This window comes from Lutimonas saemankumensis, assembly GCF_020171465.1.
GTDB lineage: Bacteria > Bacteroidota > Bacteroidia > Flavobacteriales > Flavobacteriaceae > Lutimonas > Lutimonas saemankumensis.
The window spans coordinates 37890-59716 of sequence record NZ_JAIUZR010000005.1; the positions used below are offsets into that span (position 1 = coordinate 37890).

At 38.9% G+C, this 21827-nt stretch carries 23 protein-coding genes, 2 tRNA genes and 1 riboswitch; of the genes, 19 read left to right on the top strand and 6 right to left on the bottom strand.

Features of this window, described 5'->3' with window-relative positions; genetic code table 11:
- Positions 1-3 precede the first annotated feature (3 nt).
- A complete protein-coding gene (locus tag LCM02_RS12165) occupies positions 4-351 on the top strand; it encodes a hypothetical protein (protein ID WP_224930318.1) in 348 nt (115 codons plus the stop codon).
- On the opposite strand, the gene LCM02_RS12170 is transcribed toward LCM02_RS12165, so the two are convergent.
- On the bottom strand, positions 332-970 hold the full coding sequence (locus LCM02_RS12170; protein ID WP_224930321.1) for an alpha-ketoglutarate decarboxylase: 639 nt from the start codon (positions 968-970) through the stop codon (positions 332-334). The genes LCM02_RS12165 and LCM02_RS12170 overlap by 20 nt on opposite strands.
- A 95-nt stretch (positions 971-1065) precedes the next feature.
- On the opposite strand from LCM02_RS12170, the gene LCM02_RS12175 reads away from it, so the two are divergent.
- Positions 1066-1139: transfer RNA gene (locus LCM02_RS12175), tRNA-Ile, on the top strand.
- Positions 1140-1457: 318 nt separating this feature from the next.
- Positions 1458-1640: a PID-CTERM protein-sorting domain-containing protein gene (locus LCM02_RS12180; protein ID WP_224930324.1), complete on the top strand. Its 183-nt coding sequence runs from the start codon at positions 1458-1460 to the stop codon at positions 1638-1640.
- Here LCM02_RS12180 and LCM02_RS12185 read toward each other — a convergent pair whose 3' ends face one another.
- Positions 1641-2225, bottom strand: a complete 585-nt coding sequence (locus LCM02_RS12185) for a riboflavin synthase (protein ID WP_224930326.1) — start codon at positions 2223-2225, stop codon at positions 1641-1643.
- Between the two features lie 77 nt (positions 2226-2302).
- On the opposite strand from LCM02_RS12185, the gene pdxA reads away from it, so the two are divergent.
- The 7 genes from pdxA (at position 2303) to LCM02_RS12220 (ending at position 7857) form a co-directional block, all read left to right on the top strand.
- Positions 2303-3364, top strand: a complete 1062-nt coding sequence (gene pdxA / locus LCM02_RS12190) for a 4-hydroxythreonine-4-phosphate dehydrogenase PdxA (RefSeq protein ID WP_224930329.1) — start codon at positions 2303-2305, stop codon at positions 3362-3364.
- Positions 3365-3420: 56 nt separating this feature from the next.
- Positions 3421-3957, top strand: coding sequence for a YceD family protein (locus LCM02_RS12195; RefSeq protein ID WP_224930332.1), 537 nt, complete (start codon positions 3421-3423; stop codon positions 3955-3957).
- A 2-nt stretch (positions 3958-3959) separates the two neighbouring features.
- Positions 3960-4154, top strand: a complete 195-nt coding sequence (gene rpmF, locus LCM02_RS12200) for a 50S ribosomal protein L32 (RefSeq protein ID WP_224930335.1) — start codon at positions 3960-3962, stop codon at positions 4152-4154.
- Positions 4155-4336: 182 nt separating this feature from the next.
- A complete protein-coding gene (locus LCM02_RS12205; protein ID WP_224930337.1) occupies positions 4337-5332 on the top strand; it encodes a beta-ketoacyl-ACP synthase III in 996 nt (331 codons plus the stop codon).
- A 19-nt stretch (positions 5333-5351) separates the two neighbouring features.
- Positions 5352-5840, top strand: coding sequence for an acetyl-CoA carboxylase biotin carboxyl carrier protein (gene accB / locus LCM02_RS12210; protein ID WP_224930340.1), 489 nt, complete (start codon positions 5352-5354; stop codon positions 5838-5840).
- A 71-nt stretch (positions 5841-5911) separates the two neighbouring features.
- On the top strand, positions 5912-7261 hold the full coding sequence (gene accC, locus LCM02_RS12215) for an acetyl-CoA carboxylase biotin carboxylase subunit (protein WP_224930342.1): 1350 nt from the start codon (positions 5912-5914) through the stop codon (positions 7259-7261).
- Between the two features lie 131 nt (positions 7262-7392).
- Entirely contained in the window at positions 7393-7857 is a 465-nt protein-coding gene (locus tag LCM02_RS12220) for an Lrp/AsnC ligand binding domain-containing protein (RefSeq protein ID WP_224930344.1), read from the top strand.
- Here LCM02_RS12220 and LCM02_RS12225 read toward each other — a convergent pair.
- Positions 7854-8531, bottom strand: a complete 678-nt coding sequence (locus LCM02_RS12225; RefSeq protein ID WP_224930345.1) for a zinc metallopeptidase — start codon at positions 8529-8531, stop codon at positions 7854-7856. The two genes, LCM02_RS12220 and LCM02_RS12225, sit on opposite strands and share 4 nt — an antisense overlap.
- Before the next feature lie 63 nt (positions 8532-8594).
- Here LCM02_RS12225 and LCM02_RS12230 point away from each other — a divergent pair, with 63 nt between their 5' ends.
- The 6 genes from LCM02_RS12230 to LCM02_RS12255 all read left to right on the top strand — a co-directional run bounded on the left by LCM02_RS12230 (position 8595) and on the right by LCM02_RS12255 (position 12159).
- A complete protein-coding gene (locus LCM02_RS12230; RefSeq protein WP_224930347.1) occupies positions 8595-9626 on the top strand; it encodes an asparaginase in 1032 nt (343 codons plus the stop codon).
- A gap of 71 nt (positions 9627-9697) precedes the next feature.
- Positions 9698-9784, top strand: a tRNA-Ser gene (locus LCM02_RS12235).
- A gap of 78 nt (positions 9785-9862) precedes the next feature.
- Entirely contained in the window at positions 9863-10582 is a 720-nt protein-coding gene (locus LCM02_RS12240; RefSeq protein WP_224930349.1) for a MotA/TolQ/ExbB proton channel family protein, read from the top strand.
- 7 nt (positions 10583-10589) lie between these two features.
- Positions 10590-11057, top strand: coding sequence for a hypothetical protein (locus LCM02_RS12245; protein ID WP_224930351.1), 468 nt, complete (start codon positions 10590-10592; stop codon positions 11055-11057).
- 4 nt (positions 11058-11061) lie between these two features.
- A complete protein-coding gene (locus tag LCM02_RS12250) occupies positions 11062-11688 on the top strand; it encodes an ExbD/TolR family protein (RefSeq protein ID WP_224930353.1) in 627 nt (208 codons plus the stop codon).
- 6 nt (positions 11689-11694) lie between these two features.
- A complete protein-coding gene (locus tag LCM02_RS12255; RefSeq protein ID WP_224930355.1) occupies positions 11695-12159 on the top strand; it encodes an ExbD/TolR family protein in 465 nt (154 codons plus the stop codon).
- A 105-nt stretch (positions 12160-12264) separates the two neighbouring features.
- Here LCM02_RS12255 and LCM02_RS12260 read toward each other — a convergent pair whose 3' ends face one another.
- The 3 genes from LCM02_RS12260 to metK all read right to left on the bottom strand — a co-directional run bounded on the left by LCM02_RS12260 (position 12265) and on the right by metK (position 15024).
- Positions 12265-12879, bottom strand: a complete 615-nt coding sequence (locus LCM02_RS12260) for a deoxynucleoside kinase (RefSeq protein WP_224930357.1) — start codon at positions 12877-12879, stop codon at positions 12265-12267.
- An 86-nt stretch (positions 12880-12965) separates the two neighbouring features.
- Complete coding sequence (locus LCM02_RS12265) at positions 12966-13754, bottom strand: hypothetical protein (RefSeq protein ID WP_224930359.1); 789 nt, start codon at positions 13752-13754, stop codon at positions 12966-12968.
- A gap of 16 nt (positions 13755-13770) precedes the next feature.
- The gene (gene metK, locus LCM02_RS12270; protein WP_224930362.1) at positions 13771-15024 is read right to left on the bottom strand and encodes a methionine adenosyltransferase; all 1254 of its coding nucleotides are present in this window, start codon (positions 15022-15024) and stop codon (positions 13771-13773) included.
- Positions 15025-15584: 560 nt separating this feature from the next.
- Between metK and LCM02_RS12275 the strand changes: the two genes are divergently transcribed.
- From LCM02_RS12275 to LCM02_RS12285, 3 genes are all read left to right on the top strand, one after another.
- Entirely contained in the window at positions 15585-16859 is a 1275-nt protein-coding gene (locus LCM02_RS12275; RefSeq protein WP_224930366.1) for an O-acetylhomoserine aminocarboxypropyltransferase/cysteine synthase family protein, read from the top strand.
- Positions 16860-16964: 105 nt separating this feature from the next.
- A riboswitch (SAM riboswitch) is annotated at positions 16965-17079 on the top strand.
- A gap of 113 nt (positions 17080-17192) precedes the next feature.
- Complete coding sequence (thrA, locus tag LCM02_RS12280) at positions 17193-20612, top strand: bifunctional aspartate kinase/homoserine dehydrogenase I (protein WP_224930369.1); 3420 nt, start codon at positions 17193-17195, stop codon at positions 20610-20612.
- A 39-nt stretch (positions 20613-20651) separates the two neighbouring features.
- The gene (locus tag LCM02_RS12285; protein WP_224930373.1) at positions 20652-21824 is read left to right on the top strand and encodes a trans-sulfuration enzyme family protein; all 1173 of its coding nucleotides are present in this window, start codon (positions 20652-20654) and stop codon (positions 21822-21824) included.
- Positions 21825-21827: the final 3 nt, after the last annotated feature.

Consider the following 21827-nt stretch of genomic DNA (forward strand, 5'->3'; position numbering starts at 1 on the left):
ATCATGAAAACAGACGCTGAATTAGCGCTTATAAACAATCTGGAATCTTCGAACCTCATTTCTTCTCTGATTGAACAGGTCAAGAAAGATGCTCGGCTTTCAGGGCTTGATTTTAAGTGTTTGACAAGTATCTCAGCCGAAGAATTGGTCAAAGTAGTTTACAAATTCCTATTAGATCTTATCATCAATGATTTTGGAGCATATCTGAATTTTCTCTATCGCGTTGATATTTCAGAGAAGGATTTAAAATCCATTGATCAAATTCAACCACATGAAATTGCTAAAGAGGTGACCATTTTATTGCTGAAAAGAGAATGGCAAAAAGTTTATCTTAAAAGTAAAAACCAATAACGGGAGACCAGGCCGAACTGTATACGCTTCTTGTCGAGTCATACAATACATCATATCTGACCCCAAAAGATACGTTTCTCGAAACAAAAGATGCACCGAGGTACAGGGCATTGTTCCAATAGGAATAACTGTTTTTATCGCGGTCACCCACTTTTATCGTGCTGTCCCCATTGGTTTGCAGTCCTTCGTATTCTGCTGATAATTGTAAAAAAGGAACCGGTCTGAATGCACCCATTACACTGGGGCCAAATGAATTCTGGCTGTATTTGGCAAAATCATCTTCCTGACTCGAATAGATATAAGTGAGTCCAAAACCTGCTAAGAATTGTGGAGAAACATTATAATATGCCTTAGGAGCGATTAGTATATCAGTCCCATTATTCCAGAAGGAAAGTCCGATATTGCCTCCAAAGCTCCATGAGGGCTGGTATTGATAAGATTTTTTTGATTGTGTCTGTGATTGTGTTTGTGATTGCCTTTGGGATTCCGTTTGTGCGGATTGATTCTTTTCAGATTGAAACTGATAATCAGCATCAGTTTCGATGACTTTAGTTTCCTGTCCGCTGACAATTAGAAAACAAAATGAAAAAAATAATGAGATATATAAGCGTTGACGCATTTTATTCTTCTTTTAGGATTAGATTTTAAATATAATTATTAAATGATAAATATTGTAGATAACGTAAAAAAATAGTAATATTGCACTCCAATTTTGGACCCATAGCTCAGTTGGTTAGAGCACCTGACTCATAATCAGGTGGTCCCAGGTTCGAGCCCTGGTGGGTCCACATAAACCTGAAAGGATTCTTTCAGGTTTTTTTGTTTAATGAAGATTTTGAAAGAAATGTTTCGTTCTTTTGGGTTTGAATTAAATGACGATTAAAGAACTTGTAATAAAACAGTAATTTTTAAAGGATTCCTTTTTTATTGAAACCAAAATATTTAATTTTATATTTGTTTTTTAGTTTCCTTGTTAACATCGAAACATGGAAATTGATAAATGTTAAATAATTTAACTGTTGTTTATATATTTTTTATTCCTTTTCATATATTTGCAACAAATTAGATTTATTTTCGTTATAAAAATCTAAAAAGGGCAATATCATATGGCAAATAAATACTTTAAGGCAATTTTTTTTCTTGCTTTACTCTTGGTAACCAGTACCTCTTTTGCGCAGGGTCCGCCACCACCTCCACCCAAGTACCCCATTGACGGAGGAGTTATAGGATTACTTTTATTAGGAGTTGGATATGCAGTGAAGAAGATTCATGAGAACTCTAAAAAGTAATTACTTTCCAATTAATTTTGCTACATACTTCCCTATAACATCAAATTCAAGATTTACAGTTGTTCCTTTTATGATCTGATGAAAATTAGTATGTTCATATGTGTAAGGAATGATGGCTACGCTGAATTCCTGATCCTTTGAATTCACTACGGTCAGGCTTACTCCATTAACTGTTATCGATCCTTTTTCAATGGTTATGTTATTGTATGTATCCTTGAACCGGAATGTGTACATCCAACTTCCGTCCATTTGAAGAACCTCTGTACACTCAGCTGTCTGATCAACATGGCCCTGTACGATATGTCCGTCAAGGCGAGCACCCATCTTCATGGCTCGTTCAAGATTTAGCTTAGATCCTACTTTTAATTTTCCAATATTTGATTTATCAATTGTTTCTTTTATAGCCGTAACCGTATGTGATTCCGGCCCTAATTTCACCACTGTAAGGCAAACCCCGTTATGTGCCAGGCTTTGATCAATCTTTAGTTCTTCAGACAATTTACTTTTAACGGTAATATTCAGATTCTCCTGATCCTGAACCAGTTCGGTAACCTCTCCTAGCGCTTCTATTATTCCGGTAAACATATTCTTAAATTATTGTTTAAATTTGTGTTTGGTATATTTGAAAGACCAGTCAAAATTAAGAATTATTAAACAGTTGGATGAAAAAATCGGATAAAATAAAAGTAGGGATTTCGGTTGGAGATTTAAATGGAATTGGTATCGAAATCATCTTAAAATCCTTTGAGGATAACAGAATGTTGGATTTCTGCACTCCGGTTATTTTTGCCTCATCAAAAGCAGTCAGTTTTCATAAGAAAGCGCTGAAAATCAACACAAATATTCACGGGATAGATTCTCTTTCAAAGATTATTCCCCAAAAACTTAACCTTTTAAACGTTTGGAAGGAATTAGTGGATTTAGAACTTGGAAAGCCATCAGCACTTTCGGGTAAATACGCTCTTAAATCACTTGAAAAAGCTACGGAAGCTTTGAAAAAAGGGGAAATTGATATATTGGTGACGGCTCCAATTGACAAGAACAATATTCAATCAGAGGAATTCTCGTTCAAAGGGCATACAGAATATTTAGAAAGTAATCTTGAAGGAGAAGCCCTAATGATACTGTGCTCTGGAGATTTACGTGTCGGACTGATTACTGGTCATGTTCCCGTAAGCCAGGTGGCTGAATTGATATCCGAAGAATTGATCACTAAAAAGGTTGATATCATGTATAAGTCGCTGGTAGAGGATTTTAATATTTCGAAACCCAGGATAGCTGTTCTTGGACTTAATCCACATTGTGGAGATCAGGGAGTTATTGGTAGAGAAGATGATGATGTGGTAAGGCCGGTTCTTGAAAAAATTCAGAAAAAGGGACAGTTAGTTTACGGACCCTATGCCGCTGATAGTTTCTTTGGAAATGGAACCTACAAATCATTTGATGGTATTTTAGCCATGTACCACGACCAGGGGCTGGCCCCGTTCAAGACCATAGCCTTTGGTAAAGGTGTTAATTTTACCGCTGGTCTTGAGAAAATAAGAACATCCCCGGACCATGGTACAGCTTATGAAATTGCAGGAAAAGGAAGTGCGGATTTCGGATCTTTTAAAGAAGCTATCTTTATGGGAATCAAATTGTTTAAGGCTAGAAACGAATACCATCAGCTTGTTTCCGACAAATTAAAAATTCATAAGGACAAGAAAAAACAATATTCTAGATAAATTATTTTTAAATACTCAATTTTTTCATATCTTTGCGCGCTCAAAATTATGTTCAGATGAAAAAGTCAAATGATTTTGTGTTGTCGTTTTTTGGTTTAAAAGAAGGAAAGCACATATTTGAATATAAAATTGATAAACAGTTCTTTGAGTTCTTTGGGTTCGATGAGTTTTTGGTTGCTGATTTCAGGGTAACTCTTGAATTTATAAAAAAAAGCACCTTACTGGAATTGTATTTTTCGTCAAAAGGTTTGGCAACTGTTGCCTGCGACGTTACAAATGAGCCATTCGAACTGCCGATTGAAGGGGCATTGAATTTAGTTGTTAAATTCGGAGAGGAATTTGACGATGATAATGAGGAAGTTTTGATTCTGCCTCATGGAGAACATCAGTTAGACTTATCTCAGTATATATATGAGATGATCGTTCTGGCAGTTCCCCAGAAAAAGCTGCACCCGGGTATTGAGGACGGGACGCTGCAATCGGATATACTAAAGAAGCTTGAAGAATTGAGTCCAGATAAGAACAAAGAAGTTAAAGATACAGATCCCAGGTGGGATGATTTGAAGAAATTACTAATAGATAAAAAGAAGTAGAGATGGCACATCCTAAAAGAAAAACGTCGAAACAAAGAAGAGACAAAAGAAGAACTCACTACAAAGCAGTGACTCCTCAGATCGCGAAAGATCCTACTACTGGCGAAGCTCATTTATATCATCGTGCCCACTGGCACGAAGGAAAGCTTTACTACAGAGGTCAGGTTTTGATTGATTCACAGGAAAATCAGGCTTAGGTCGGATTTCAACTTATATGTAAAAAACCCTCATTTATGAGGGTTTTTTTATTGATTTAAGCCGAAAAGAGACAAAAAATGTCTTTTTTTGATGAATTGACATATTTAATTTTATTACTTTTGGACTCTGTTTTATTTATTTTAAATCTTTTGTTTACCTATAAAACAGCAAATAAAAAGACATGACTAAAGTTAGAGCCGGGATTACCGCTGTAGGGAAATATCTTCCTGATTATATTCTCACAAATAAGGAGTTGGAAACCATGGTGGATACCAATGATGAATGGATCACCACCAGGACAGGTATCAAGGAAAGAAGAATTTTGAAAGATGAAGGGAAAGGAACTTCCTATCTCGCTATTAAGTCAGCCGAAGATCTTATTTCAAAAACCAACCTGGATCCCAAGGAGATCGAAATGGTTATTCTTTGTACAGCCACACCTGACATGCAGGCGGCTTCAACAGGAGCTTTTGTAGCCTCCGAGATTGGGGCAGTTAATGCCTTTTCTTTTGACCTGGAATCTGCTTGTTCAAGTTTTCTTTACGGATTGTCAGTAGCCGCCGGTTATATTGAATCCGGCAGGTACAAGAAAATCTTATTGATTGGGGCAGACAAGAATTCATCAATGATTGATTATAAGGACAGGGCTACCTGTATTATATTTGGAGATGGTGCTGGAGCCGTTTTAGTTGAGCCTACAACAGACGGTAATGGATTACAGGACGAGCTTTTAAGAACCGACGGAACCGGGAGAGAGTTCCTAAAGGTTCCTGCCGGAGGTTCTGTTATGCCGGCAACTGAGGAAACCGTGAAAAACAGATTACATTTTGCCAGACAGGACGGACAGACCGTGTTTAAGAATGCCGTTTTCAATATGGCTGATGTATCTGAAAAAATAGTTGAAAGGAACAATCTTAAATATGAAGATATTGACTGGCTTGCAGCACATCAGGCCAACAAGAGGATCGTTGAGGCGACCGCCAGAAGAATTAAGCTTGACCCTTCAAAAGTAATGCTAAATATTCAATATTACGGAAATACTACTTCAGCTACCTTACCTTTGCTTCTGGCTGATTATGAGACTCAACTTAAAAAGGGTGATAACGTGATTCTTGCCGCTTTTGGAGGCGGTTTTTCATGGGGATCCATTTATTTTAAGTGGTGTTACAATTCATAAATATTCTAAACAAAACATTATGGAATTAAAAGAAATTCAAAATCTGATCAAATTCGTCGCCAAATCCGGTGCCAATGAGGTGAAACTGGAGATGGGTGATGTCAAGATCACCATTAAAACGGGTGGTGATAAAAATGAAACCACAACCTATTACCAGCAACCAGCTCCAGTTCAGATTCCGGTTCCTGTGCAGGCTGAGGCTCCCGCAACACCTGTGGCAGCTGACCCTGCTCCATCAGAAGAAAAAACAGCGGAAGACACTTCAAAATATATAGAAATAAAATCACCTATCATAGGAACTTTATACAGAAAACCGTCACCGGACAAGCCTGTATTTGTAAAAGTTGGAGATACCATTGAAGCAGGAGATACAGTTTGTATCATTGAAGCAATGAAACTTTTCAACGAGGTAGAGTCAGAGGTATCAGGTAAGATTGTCAAGGTTTTAGTTGAAGATTCCTCACCTGTAGAATTCGATCAACCCTTATTCCTGATCGATCCTTCTTAAGTTTTAAGTAATCACTTCCTTTAGTAGATACACTAAATAGTGATTCAGTATTCATATAATATGATAGGATTATGTTTAAAAAAATATTAATTGCGAATCGGGGTGAAATAGCGCTTCGTATCATTCGTACTTGTCGTGAGATGGGGATTAGTTCTGTTGCTGTTTATTCAACTGCTGATGCTGAAAGTCTTCATGTCCGATTTGCCGATGAGGCCGTTTGTATTGGACCAGCTCAAAGCACGGATTCGTATCTGAAAATATCAAATATTATTGCTGCTGCGGAAATAACAAATGCAGATGCGATTCATCCGGGATATGGGTTTTTATCAGAAAACGCCCGATTCTCAAAAATTTGTGAGGAGCATGGTATCAAGTTTATCGGAGCAACGGAAGAAATGATCAATCTGATGGGAGATAAGGCATCTGCCAAAGAAACCATGAAAAAGGCTGGAGTTCCCACAATCCCGGGTTCGGATGGCATCATGTCCTCATTTTCGGTTGCGAAGAAAACTGCGGAAAAAGTTGGATATCCTGTAATGCTTAAAGCAACTGCCGGTGGAGGTGGAAAAGGGATGCGAGCTGTCTGGTCACCTGATGATTTACAAGATGCCTGGGATTCTGCAAGACAAGAAGCTAAGGCTGCTTTTGGCAATGACGGAATGTATATGGAAAAGCTTATTGAGGAGCCAAGACACATTGAAATTCAAATCGTAGGAGATTCTAAAGGAAGAGCCTGTCACCTTTCGGAAAGGGATTGTTCTATTCAGAGAAGACATCAGAAACTAACTGAGGAAACTCCTTCCCCATTTATGACTGATGAACTCAGAGAAAAGATGGGAGAAGCTGCAGTAAAAGCATCCGAATACATTAAATACGAAGGAGCAGGTACCATAGAATTCCTTGTCGATAAACACAGAAATTTCTATTTTATGGAAATGAACACCCGAATTCAGGTGGAGCATCCCATAACCGAGCAGGTAATTGCTAATTTCGATCTGATTCGGGAGCAGATTAAGGTTGCAGCCGGAGTTCCCATAATCGGAATTAATTATATTCCAACACAGCATGCCATTGAATGCAGGATTAATGCGGAGGATCCCTTTAACGGTTTCAGGCCTTCTCCCGGAGTTATAAGTATTTTTCATGCTCCCGGAGGGCATGGGGTTAGATTGGACACCCATGTATATGCAGGATATACGATCCCTCCAAATTACGACTCGATGATTGCTAAGCTTATTGTAACCGCACAGACCAGGGAGGAAGCAATTAGTAAGATGAAAAGGGCACTGGACGAATTTGTTATCGAAGGAATTAAAACAACAATTCCTTTTCACAGGCAGTTGATGGATGACCCTGATTACATTGCCGGAAATTACACTACAGCGTTTATGGATGAATTTGTGATCCAGGGAGATGCTTAGCTAACAAATTTTTAAGATATTTAGAGAAGACATGATTTATTCATGTCTTTTTTTTTAATTTTATATGAAACAGAACAAAAAAACAGGGAATTGCTTAAAATTTGAAAGCATAAACATTAAATATTTTGAAGATGAAGGAATTGGGTGTTAAGATAGACGGAATTGACAAAATGATCCTCAACCAGTTAATGGAAGATGCGCGAACCCCCATTTTGAGTATCGCCCGGGACGTGGGGATCTCGGGCGCAGCCATTCATCAGCGCTTGAGAAAACTTGAAGCTTCGGGTCTGATCTCAGGCTCCAAGTTTGTCATTAACCCCAAAGTACTGGGCTATAAAACCCTTGCCTTTGTGGGAATTTTTCTTGATAGTTCAAGTAAATATAAAGAAGCCATCAAAAGACTGAAGGAAATTGACGAGGTTATTGAAAGCCACTACACTACAGGTAATTACGCAATATTTGTCAAGATTCTTTGTCGCGATAATGAACACCTTATGCAGGTATTGAATCACGAAATTCAGAACATCAAAGGTGTTGCACGAACAGAAACATTTATTTCTCTCGATCAGCAAATTGACCGTCAAATAAAGATCTAACTTCTGCTGTTGTAAATATTGATGTAGTAAAGTAAGGTGGCGATCGAACTCAGCGCGGCCACGACATAGGTCCGTGCTGCCCATTTCAGGGCGTCCTTAGAAGCATCGTGCTCCTCGTTTGTTACCATTTGCTTGTCCTCAAGCCAGGCCAGAGCCCTGTTACTTGCATCATATTCCACGGGAAGGGTCACGATGGTAAATAGAACTGTTGAAGCAAACAGCAATATTCCCAGTAAAAGCAATTGAGGAAAAATCTGAACCGTAAAAATACCTGCAATCAATAAGAACGAGGCAAGTTTCGAAGAGATCCCTACTGCTGGTACCAGTCTTGAACGCAACTGAAGCCAGGCATAACTTTTTGCATGTTGTACGGCATGGCCGCATTCATGAGCAGCAACAGCTGCCGCAGCCGCATTTCTCTCCGCGTATACCCCTTCACTAAGGTTAACTGTTTTGTTCTGAGGATTGTAATGATCGGTCAGCATTCCTGGAGTAGATATCACCTGCACATCGTAAATTCCGTTATCTGCTAACATCTTTTCAGCTATTTCACGTCCGCTCATTCCATTTTGCAGTCGGAGATTTGAATACTTTTTAAACTTGCTTTTCAATCTTCCCTGAACCAGCATTCCTAAAAGCCCGATGATAATAATCAATAAAAAAGAACCACTCATAACTATTTTATCTTAATTTTTAATTAATACTTTTATATCAAAAAGCGTGCTAACTTGGTTTTTATGGAAAAAAGGGTGCCACAGATACTGATTATTTATACAGGGGGAACCATAGGTATGGTTAAAGACTATGAAACAAATGCATTAAAACCCTTTGATTTTGAAAACCTGAAAACGAAGATTCCGGAACTTAATTTACTCGAATGCAGCCTGAAAACAACGGCCTTTGAGCAACCTATTGATTCTTCAGACATGTCGCCTGACCATTGGATCAACATTGCCGAGATCATTGAATCAAACCACGATCAAACGGATGGATTTGTGGTCCTTACCGGTACTGACACCATGTCATATACGGCTTCTGCCATGAGTTTTATCCTTGAGAATTTAAGTAAACCAGTGATCTTTACCGGCTCTCAGCTTCCTATTGGAGATTTAAGGACGGACGCAAAAGAAAACTTAATTACGGCCATTCAGGTGGCTTCAGCTTTTGAGAACGGAGAGGCTGTAGTGCAGGAAGTGGCCCTTTATTTTGAATATAAACTCTACAGAGCTAACAGGACCACAAAAGTCAGTGCAGAGCAATTTGAGGCTTTTCAGTCGCCAAATTATCCCAATCTGGGAGAAAGCGGAGTTCATTTGATCTTTAATCGACAGTTTCTGAAAAGAACTAAAAAAGACCTCCCCCTGAAAGTTCAAAAAAATCTTGATGCCAATGTGGTTATTTTGAAATTATTTCCGGGCATTCAGAGAAGCATGGTCGAATATATTTTGAATTATCCTGATCTTCACGGAGTCATATTAGAGACTTATGGGGCAGGAAATGCTCCAACTGATTCCTGGTTTTTTGAAATACTCATTAAAACGATTCAAAGAGGAATACCTATTGTGAATGTCAGCCAATGTATCAGTGGAGGAGTTTTAATGGGTCTCTATGAAACCAGTACCAAAATGAAAAGTATTGGAGTTATAAATGGAAAAAACATCACAACAGAATCTGCCGTGGCCAAACTGAAATTAATGCTGGGTTTGAAGATTCCGTATAATGAATTCAAAGAAAAATTCGAGACTGAAATAAGGGGTGAAATGAGTTAGTTTTAAGCTAAAAACTTTTACAAGTAAATATTTTTTTGTTACTTGCCGCTCATATAAAATTTTGACTTATTGGAGAGGTGGCCGAGTGGCTTAAGGCGCACGCTTGGAAAGCGTGTTTATGAGAAATCGTAACGGGGGTTCGAATCCCTTCCTCTCCGCGGAAGATGTGCTTATGTTCCAAAAATTTTTATATCTTTAAACCCGTTAACTAAATTTAAATAACAAACATTAAAAAAATGAAAAAAGTATTTACTATCCTTGCAATGACAGGATTGATGTTCTTGAGCTCAGTACAAGACATTTACGCACAAACAGAACCAGTTGCTGAAAAAACTTTTCATCAAGTTTTGAAACAGCGTTTTATTGAAGGTGGTCCTTTCTTTATGGGGATTGTATTAGTAACTTTGATTTTAGGTTTGGCTATAGCCATAGAAAGAATTATTTACCTTAACATGGCTACAACTAATACTGACAAATTAGTTAACAGCGTTGAGGAAGCTATGGGTTCAGGTGGTGTAGAAGCTGCAAAGGAATTATGTAGAAATACAAAAGGCCCTGTTGCTTCAATCTTTTACCAAGGTTTAGACCGAATGGATGAAGGAGTTGACGCTGCTGAAAAAGCTGTTGTAGCTTATGGAGGTGTCCAGATGGGATTATTGGAGAAAAACGTATCATGGTTATCTCTGTTTATTGCTCTTGCCCCAATGCTTGGATTCATGGGAACGGTAATTGGTATGATTTCTGCATTTGACTCTATTGAAGCGGCGGGTGATATTTCTCCTGCGGTTGTTGCCGGTGGTATTAAAGTAGCACTTTTAACAACGGTATTTGGTTTGGTAGTAGCGATTATTCTTCAGATTTTCTACAACTACATCATTTCAAAGATTGATAGTATTGTAAATAACATGGAAGACGCTTCTATTAAATTAGTGGATCTTTTGATCAGAAATAAATAAGAGAACTATGAACAGTAAGATAGCAAAAATATTATCACTTGCCTCAGGACTGATCGGCTTGATTGCGATTTACTTCCTGGTAAGGATAATTATGGAAGGCGATGATGCTGTTAAGGAGAGTTTAGAGTTACAAAATAGCCTTGTATCTCCTTTTGTATCATTTGCGAGGGTGATCCTTATAATCACTGCGATTATTGCAATAGTATTCTCCTTATGGAATTTAGTTAGACAACCAAAGCTTTTGAAAAAGACCTTGATTTCACTTGCCGGACTGGCAGTTTTATTGATGATTTCTTATGCAATGGCTTCAGATGCGGCGGTAACAAATGTTTCAGGGAATGTGATCAAGGATGGTGAGGCTGGTCCTGTCTCAAAATGGGTGAGTACCGGAATCTGGTATTCAATGATTTTGGGAGGTATAGGATTAGGCTTCTTTTTATGGGATTTTGTAAAATCATTAGTTTCAACGAAATAATATTATGGCAAAAAGAGATGTACCGGAAATCAATGCAGGGTCAATGGCCGATATTGCTTTCTTGTTGCTCATATTCTTTCTCGTAACGACGACAATGGATGTGGACACTGGAATTAGCAGGAAGTTGCCTGAAAAACAACCGCCAGATGCCCCGGAGCCTCCGAAATTGAAAGAAAAGAATGTGTTTGTTGTAACGGTAAACCGTAACAATGATATATTGGTCGAAGGGGAAACCTTTATGACGATTGATCAGATTCGTGAGGAAGCCATTAAGTTTATCGACAATGGTGGAGGCCTGGGCAACCCGATTGACGGAGCCGAACCCGCTGAATGCGACTGGTGTGAAGGTGCCAAAGATCCGGCATCATCAGATCATCCGAACAAAGCGGTCATATCGCTGGAAAGTGACAGAGGAACCTCATACGGAACCTACATTTCGGTTCAAAATGAATTGGTGGGTGCCTATACGGATTTGAGAAACAGGTTATCAGAGAAGATGTACGGGGTTTCGTATACTCAGATGTTAAAGGATCAGGGTAATAATCCGAACAATGAAACCTTAAAGGAGAGAATAAAAATAATTAAGGGTAAGTATCCTCAGATCATTTCTGAAGCTGAACCCACAAAGTAAATTCTTATGTCTAAGTTTAAAAAGAAGAAAAAAGGAATGCCGGGTATATCTACGGCATCATTGCCGGATATTGTATTTATGCTTTTGTTCTTTTTTATGGTTACCACGGTGATGCGTGAAACGGAGTTGAAGATAAAGAAGCCTCAATTGCCAAAGGCGACGGAAGTCAAGAAGTTAGAGCGCAAGAGTTTGGTCAGTTACATTTATGTTGGTAAAGTAAAAGATCAAAAAGGAGACAAGATTCAGCTGAATGACCGTATTGCTGATGTTAAAGATGTGAAGTACTTTATTTTTGCGGAAAGGGAAACACATCCTGAGGATGAAATTCCTTTGCTCACGACATCGATTAAGGCAGATATTGAATCTAATGTGGGTACGATTACTGACATTAAGGAAGAATTGAGAAACATCAATGCGTTAAAAATAAATTACTCTACCCTCAAGGGAGATGTTATGGATAACGTTAAATAGTTTAGTTAAGCTTTTAATTAAAAAACCCTCATGAATCATGAGGGTTTTTTTATTTTATGAGATGCTCCTCGAAGCCTATGAAATTAGGATCTCAGAAAATGAAAATTAAAAAAGGCCGTGAATCTGTGCATCGATTCGGTCGATAATCGAGCCCAGGTCTTCCTGATTATCTACAATATTCAAATTGTCAATATCAATGATCAGTAATTTTCCTTTTTTATAAGTGCTTATCCAGGCCTCGTAACGCTCATTTAATCGGCTTAAGTAGTCAATGCTGATGGTATTCTCAAAATCCCTGCCTCGTTTGTGTATCTGCCCCACCAGGGTTGGTATGCTTGCCCTTAGATATATCAGCAAATCCGGAGGGGATACCAGCCTTTCCATCAATTCAAACAAAGATCCATAATTGCCGAAATCCCTGTTAGTCATCAATCCCATGGCGTGTAAATTCGGCGCAAAAATATGGGCATCCTCGTAGATAGTTCTATCCTGAATGATATTCTTTCCGCTCTCACGAATTTCAAGAATTTGTCTGAATCTGCTATTTAAGAAATAGATTTGCAAATTAAAGGACCAGCGCTCCATGGATCCGTAAAAGTCATCGAGATAAGGATTCTCTGCAACAGACTCAAAATGAGGCTCCCATTTATAGTGTTTCGCTAATAAACTGGTCAATGTCGTTTTTCCTGCTCCAATATTTCCGGCAATAGCAATATGCATAGGTTTCTTAGTTTGATTTTAGTTAAAAAGCAATGGAAAGCGAAATTAAAAAAAATATGGCGTAATTCCTTTAATTGTGGATATTTTCAGCTCTTTATTTGGAATTCATAAACTTCCTTACCGTTATAAACGTAAAATTTAGAGCTATTGATAAAAATCGTTTCCGAAGGGCCTTCATAATTGAATTCTATCGGTAAAACCTGAGTCAGGTCGTTGTAGAAGAATTCTCCTTTGGATTCATAAATAAATCCTTTTTGAAACGGAAATATTCGCGAAGTATCCTTTAACGGATAACCTCGAATAAAAACACCATACTCGTTGAATTCAAAAACCCCAATATCTGCCAGTACCCATACATTTTTAAAACTGCTCACCAGGTCAATAGGTTTAAATTCGGGGTTGTAAAATGTCAGTGCCAGGGTCTGAAGAAGTTCAGTATTTCTTTTGTAATCGTATAAATGCAATTTATTATCATCTGCGTACAACCAGATATTATTTTGCGAAGAACCAGTAACAAAGGAAACATTATTGAATTTTGTTTCTCTTGTAAAATCCAGAACCGGGCTTAGCTCATTCAGGTTATTGTCAAGCAGAATTGCAGCATTGAAATCAGCATAGAAAAGAATGATTTTAAAAGGATTTTGAATATTAACCTTATGAACCCTTCCTAATTCTGGATTGCTGTATGAAAAGACTTTTTTATCGGTTTTCTTATACAGTACATTATCGCTTATGTAATAGAGATTGCTGAATTCATCTATCCCTACAAATCTATCGGCCTCAATCGCAAACTTCTCGATAAATTCAGTTTTCAGCTCTTGTGCGCTGGCTGAGATACTCAAATAGAGAAGTAACAAAAAGGCAAGGTATTTCATAGAATGTAAAGATTATTTACAGTCCAAAGGCTTCTTTAATCTGATCAACATAATCAAGTTTTTCCCATGTAAAAAGCTCAACTTCAAGGGTCTTATCTCCTGAATAAGGCGATGAAAACTTTTTAGTGACGGTCCTTGGATTTCTACCCATATGCCCGTAAGCTGCAGTTTCGCTGTAGATTGGATTTCGAAGTTTTAACCTTTTTTCTATGGCAGCCGGCTTCATATCGAATATACCTTCTACAATTCGGGATATTTCTCCGTCAGTTTTCCCGATTTTAGAGGAATTGTATGTTTCCACATTGATCGATGTAGGTTCAGCCACACCAATAGCATACGAAACCTGAACCAAAATCTGATCGCATACTCCAGCAGCAACCATATTTTTCGCAATATGTCGAGCAGCATAGGCGGCTGATCGATCCACCTTACTGGGGTCCTTTCCACTAAAAGCTCCTCCACCGTGAGCTCCTTTTCCGCCATAGGTATCAACGATTATTTTCCTCCCGGTTAAACCCGTATCACCATGTGGGCCTCCAATAACAAATTTACCAGTAGGATTAATGTGGTATTTGATCTGGTCATTGAACAATGATTGTATAGATGCCGGAAGATCAGCGGCCACACGAGGGATCAATATACCAACGATATCTTCTTTAATTTTTGCCAGCATGGCATCGTCCTCATCAAATTGATCATGTTGCGTTGAAAGCACAATGGTATCTATTCTTTGTGGAATACCATCATCTGAATATTCAATGGTTACCTGACTTTTGGCATCCGGTCTTAAGTACTTGATATCTTTATTCTCTCGTCTTATCTTTGCGAGTTCTCTCAGTAATCTATGACTAAGATCCAGAGCGAGAGGCATATAGTTTGTCGTTTCATTTGTAGCATAACCAAACATCATTCCCTGGTCCCCGGCGCCCTGTTCCTCTTCGGGCCCCCTGTCAACTCCCTGATTGATATCCTGAGACTGCTCGTGAATTAGAGAGATCACTCCACAACTTTCACCTTCAAACTTGTATTCACCTTTGGTATATCCGATTTTTTTGATGGTTTCTCTAGCAATAATCGGAGCATCAATATAGGTGGTCGTTTTAACTTCACCTGCAAGTACCACCTGGCCCGTTGTCACCAGTGTTTCACAGGCAACTTTAGCATGCGGGTCAAAGGCTAGAAAATTATCCAAAAGATTATCTGATATTTGATCGGCAACCTTATCGGGATGCCCTTCAGAAACAGACTCAGACGTAAATAAATAAGACATAGTAATTTTATATTTTTAAGAAAAAACCGAATTGAAAAACAGGGGCTAAAGTAGAATTACTGCTTTAGCATTTTTTCATGAGGTTGCAATCAGTTCAAATTTTTCCTCAGATTAACGGCACCAAATTTAAGTAAAATAAATATTATAAATCAACAAAACGTAAAATTTAAAGTAATAGTATATTACCTGGCATTATTTATAATTGAACTGTTTTAAAAATAATTTCTATATTTGCTAGCTCATTACCAATGAAGAACTATAAATTAAATATGGCAGAAATGATGATGCGTTGTTGCACGCAGAGGATTTTTATGCTATAATTTTAAACGATCATATATAAAAAAACCTCTGAAATTTTTCAGAGGTTTTTTTTTGACCAGAACCGAATAGAATTGAAGTTGAACAACAAAATAACACAATATGATGTGCTTTAACAAAATGATAAGGTATTGCTATATTCATTAATAAAAAATGACTTATTTTTGTGCCCGCTTAGCAATACCAAGGCAAAAAGGGCATTTTTTTAAAAATTATACACTAAAGAAATTAAAAATATTATTATGAGCGATCAACAAATTTCAACAAAAGCACTTCACGCAGGACACGACACAACCCAAACTACCGGGACAAGAGCGGTTCCAATTTATCAATCCACATCCTATGTCTTTAATGACACGGATCATGCCGCCAATCTGTTTTCTCTGGCTGAACTTGGTTTTATCTATACTCGGTTGAACAATCCAACCAATGATATCCTTCAAAACAGGCTGGCGGCCATTGAAGGGGGGATCGGAGCGGTTGTCTTTGCGTCCGGAACTTCGGCCATCTCCACGGGATTACTGACCTTGCTGACCGCGGGAGACCATATTGTAGCGAGCAGCAGTTTGTACGGTGGAACCTATAATTTATTAAATGTAACCTTGCCACGACTGGGAATTAAAACAACCTTTGTAGATGCCTCCGACCCTGAAAACTTTTCTTCAGCTGTTCAGGACAACACCCGGGCATTTTTCGTGGAATCCTTAGGAAATCCAAAATTGGATGTTCTTGACCTCGAAGCGATATCCGGTCATGCAAAAACAGCGAAGGTTCCTTTTATAGTTGACAATACAGTGGCCACCCCAGCACTTTTAAACCCGATCAAACACGGAGCAGATATTGTTATTCATTCCTTGACCAAGTACATTGGAGGACAGGGTAATTCTTTGGGAGGCGTAATTGTTGATGCCGGAAATTTTGACTGGGCCAATGGTAAGTTCCCGGAATTTACAGAACCTTCTGCCGGTTATCATGGTCTGAAATATCATGAAGTTCTTGGAAATGCTTCCTATACTTTTAAATTGATACTCGAAGGATTAAGAGATTTTGGTGGGGCCTTAAGTCCTTTCAATGCTTTTCAGATCATTCAGGGATTGGAAACGCTGCCGGTTAGGATCAAGCAGCACAGTGAGAATGCACTTGAATTAGCACAGTGGCTGGAACAGAGAGATGAAGTTGCCTGGGTCAATTATCCGGGACTTGAAAGCAGTCCATACAAATCACTTGCGGATAAATACCTTCCAAACGGACAAAGCGGTATTGTAACTTTTGGAATTAAAGGAGGGTTTGAAGCGGCGAAAAAGTTCACGGATGCTACAGAGATATTTTCTCTTCTTGCCAATATAGGTGATACCAAATCCCTGATCATTCATCCGGCAAGCACAACACATCAGCAACTCACCGAAGAGCAGCAGTCTGATGCGGGTGTGAGCCAGGACCTGATCAGATTATCAGTAGGAATTGAAAATATAGATGACCTTAAGGCCGATCTTGAAAACGCATTTAAAAGTTTGTAATATCTGAAACTTACCGGTTTCATTAGAACCGGTAAGTTTTTTACATAGTGGTTGTATAGAAACAAAATATTATGTTTCTTTGCAAAAAGTTCATTAAAATAGTTTTTGTTATAAAGAAAGGTGGAGGGATTAGACCCTTTGAAGCCTTAGCAACCCTTATATGTTTCCTGAAGAAGCTATAAGAAGGTGCTACATTCTACCCAATTTGGAAAGATAACTCATCATTTTTGAACCCATACCTTTTCTTTATCACAATTTCTTTTGACCCATTGCACAGAATGATACCTGATTTATCAGCTTATCAGACAATAATGATTTAAAAAAAGCAAGAAATTGAAACAGTTACTTAATATACAAATAGAGAATTTTACGACGGAAACAGGATACTATTATCCTGAATTTGGTCTGTCCTATCAGTTATTTGGGCTTCCATTGGGTCAGGCTCCAGTGGTGTTGGTAAACCATGCCCTTACAGGAAATTCAAATGTAGCGGGAGACGGAGGATGGTGGAGGTCTCTCATTGGACTCGGCCGGTTGATAGATACCAGCAGATATACAGTTTTGGCGTTTAACATTCCCGGAAATGGTTATGACGAGGTTGAGGCCAACCGAATAGATAATTACGAAGATTTTACAGCAAGAGACATTGCAAGATTATTCGGACTTGGTTTGGAAAAGATCGAGGTTGACAATTTGTACGCCGTTATTGGAGGGTCTCTTGGCGGAGGAATTGCTTGGGAGATGGCAGTTCTTTTTCCTGAATTGATCGAAAATCTTATCCCGGTGGCTTCCGATTGGAAGGCTTCTGACTGGATACTGGCGCATAATAAAACGCAACAGCAGATTTTATCAAATTCGAGCAAGCCGGTTCACGATGCTCGTATGATGGCAATGTTATTTTACAGAACTGCTGATTCGTTTAAAGAAAAATTCAACCGTACAAGGAACGAAGAGCAGGGCAACTTTAATACCGAAAGCTGGTTACTTCATCATGGTAGAAAACTTGAAGACAGGTTTTCACTACCTACGTACAAGATGATGAATCATTTATTGAGTTCTGTGGATATTACAAGGGACAGAGGGACATTTAATGAGGTTGCAAGCCAGATCAGGGCCCGAGTGACTCAGGTAGGGGTTGATTCTGATTTCTTTTTTGTTCCCAAAGAAAATAAGGAAACGCAAAAACTTCTGAACGAAGCAGGTGTAGAAAATTATTATGAAGAGATTAAATCGATTCACGGGCATGATGCTTTTTTGATCGAGTTTGAACAAATGGAAAAAATACTAACCCCGATTTTCAAGCAGCCAAAACGTAAGAGTTTGAAAGATAAGGGTATCAGGGTGTTGAAGTTTGGAGGTAAATCCCTGGCAAACGGGAACGGCCTGGAAAGGGTTTTGGAAATCATTGAGAACAAGGTAAAGCAGGAAGATCGGTTTGTAGTGGTGTTGTCTGCAAGAGGTAATTCAACGGATGACCTGGAAGATATTCTTGAGAAATCGAAAGCCGGAGAGGATTATAAAGAAAGCCTGGATTCGTTTATGGAATACCAGATTTTACCCTCCAGGGATATCGATTTTGAGCACGAATTCAATCTCCTGAGCGAGATTTTTGAAGGGGTTGCCTTATTGGGAGATTACAGTGAAAAAATAAAAGACAGAGTGCTTGCCCAGGGAGAAGTACTTTCTGTAAAAATGCTAAGCCACCTTTTGAATAAAAAAGGAATTCCTTCAAAGGCAGTTGATTCAAGAACCTTGCTGAAAACGGATAGTAGTTTTGGGGAAGCCCATGTATTAGAAGAGGTATCAAAAGACAACTTTAAAAAATACTTTGGCAAAAACGGACATGAATTACAATTGGTAACGGGGTTCATCGCTTCAAATTCAAAAGGAGAGACCACGACATTAGGACGAAACGGAAGCAATTATTCAGCTTCACTTTTTGCTAATTTTCTGGATGCAGCGGAGCTTGAAAGTTACACCCACGTCAATGGAATATATACGGCAAATCCCGATCTTGTATCGAATGCCCAGATGATTGAAGAACTTTCTTATCAGGAGGCCAATGAACTGGCTAGTTTTGGGGCAAATATTCTGCATGCCAAGACCATTATTCCTTTGGTTGAAAAGAACATACCCTTACGACTTCTCAACACCTTTGATAAGGAAAATAAAGGAACTCTGATCAAGTCTCATGCCACCAACAAAGGTATACGCTCCGTAACGGTGCAGAATAATGTATCGCTGATCAACCTTGAAGGAAGAGGGTTGCTTGGTAAAATTGGTGTAGACGCCAGAATATTTACAGCATTAAGTAAAGGCGGGATTAATGTAAGTATAATTTCACAGGGATCTTCAGAGCGGGGTATTGGATTTGTTGTGAGTTCCAATGACGCTTTCCTGGCAAAGGAAATACTTGAAGAAGAGTTTGCGCTTGACATTAAAATGAAAGATGTGAACAGGATCTATGTAAAAGAGGATCTTTCAATCGTATCTATCATCGGGCAGAACCTTTCAAGCTTCCATAAATCTTACAATGCCTTAACGATAAATAAGATAAAACCAATATTGATCAATAATACGGTTACAGGAGATAATATTTGCCTGGTTCTGGAAGATCAGGACCTTAATAAGGCGGTGAATGTAATTCACGGACAGATCTTTGGGGTTTCCACCAATATTAATGTAGCAATTTTTGGGGTTGGCCTGGTTGGAGGAACGTTGATAGAACAGATTTTAAAGAGCAGAAAAGATATTTTAAAAAGGCGAAATCTCAATATCAATATTTTTGCTTTAAGCAATTCAAAACAACTGTTGTTGAACAGCGACGGCATTGGCGAAAACTGGAAGGGAGATCTGCTGAAACAGGACGATTCAGGATTTACCATAAATGATGTCATTGGTTTTGCCCGAAATAATCATCTTGAAAATTTGATTGCTGTAGATAATACGGCTGACCGTGATTTTATTAAAAATTATATACCTCTTGTTGAAAACGGATTTGACCTGGTTTCTTCCAACAAGATCGGAAATACAGTTGAATTTTCATTCTACAAAGAATTAAGAGCTGCTTTAAAACGGAATGAAAAGAGTTATCTCTATGAGACGAACGTGGGAGCAGGTTTGCCCCTGGTAGATACCATCAAATTGTTGCATCATTCAGGGGAGAACATCACGAGAATCAATGGAGTCTTTTCGGGATCCCTGAGTTACTTATTCAATAATTTTTCGGAACAGGATAAAAATTTCAGTGATATTTTACAGGAAGCCGTGGATCAAGGGTTTACAGAGCCTGATCCGAGAGAGGACCTGAGTGGGAATGATGTTGCACGTAAATTGCTCATTTTGGCAAGAGAACTCGATCTTGAAAATGAGTTTGAAGATGTTAAAATCCAGAATTTGATACCCGAACATTTGCGGGATGGAAGTGCGGCGGATTTTTTGAGTAAGCTCAAAGATCTGGATCAGGAGTATCAGGAAATCAAAGAGGCTCAGGAAGAGGATCATGTACTCAGGTATGTGGGGGTATTAGCGGGAGATCTTTCAAAAAGCAAAGGTGAGCTGGAAGTAAAATTGGTTTCTGTTTCCAAAAAGAGTTCCCTAGGCCAAGTACAGGGATCGGATTCTATTTTTGAGATTTACACAGAGTCTTATGGAGAAAGGCCCTTGGTAATTCAGGGAGCAGGCGCAGGAGCCAAAGTTACGGCAAGAGGGGTATTTGGAGATATTTTAAGATTAACGGAAAAGGCCGTCTAAGATGGCTTGATAAAAGACAGCATAATGCGCTGAAATATTATGACTAAGAAAAGAGAATTTGAAACAGAGGCTATAAGGCAGCAAATACCAAGATCAGGTTTTTCCGAGCACAGCAGTGCCATGTATGTTACATCAAGTTTTGTTTTTGATGATGCGGAAGACATGAGGGCCTCTTTTGCAGAAGAAAAGGAAAAGAACATTTACAGTCGTTTTTCAAATCCCAACAACACGGAGTTTATAGATAAAATTGTGGCTATGGAAGGAGCTGAAAGCGGGTATGCTTTCGCTTCGGGGATGGCGGCTATTTTTTCCACTTTCGGGGCTCTGTTAAGCAGTGGTGACCATATACTTTCAGCACGATCTGTATTTGGGTCTACACATGCCTTGTTTACCAAGTTCTTCCCAAAATGGGGTATTGAAACCAGTTATTTTAATATCAATGAGGCTGAAAGCCTGGAATCGTTGATCAGGCCGAGCACGAAGATCATTTATGCGGAAACCCCTACGAACCCTGGCCTGGAGATCATCGATCTTGAGTTTTTGGGAAAAATTGCCAAAAAACACGGGATTTTACTCGTGATCGACAACTGTTTTGCAACGCCATATTTACAACAGCCGATCAAATTTGGAGCGGATCTGGTGGTGCACTCAGCGACCAAACTGATCGACGGGCAAGGAAGAGTCCTGGGCGGAGTTACCGTGGGAAGGGCTGATTTAATAAGAGAAATATATTTGTTCTCCAGAAACACAGGACCCTCTTTATCGCCATTTAACTCATGGATCCTATCAAAAAGCCTTGAAACTTTGAGTGTAAGGGTGGACCGGCATTGTGAAAATGCACTGGCCCTTGCGGAGTTTCTTGAGAACCACGAAAAAGTGTCCAAAGTACGGTATCCGTTTTTGAAGTCGCACCCGCAGTATGACATTGCTGTAAAACAGATGAAAAAAGGTGGAAATATCGTAGCATTTGAGGTTACTGGGGGATTACAGGGCGGTCAGGATTTTATAAACCGTATCAAGATGTGTTCCTTGTCGGCAAATTTGGGAGACACAAGAACCATTATTACCCATCCGGCCACCTCGACGCACAGTAAGTTGTCCGTAGAAGAGAGAACGACGGTGGGCATAACGGATGGATTAATTAGAGTATCAACAGGATTGGAAAATATTTCAGATATTGTAGAAGACTTATCACAGGCTTTAAACTACTAGTAT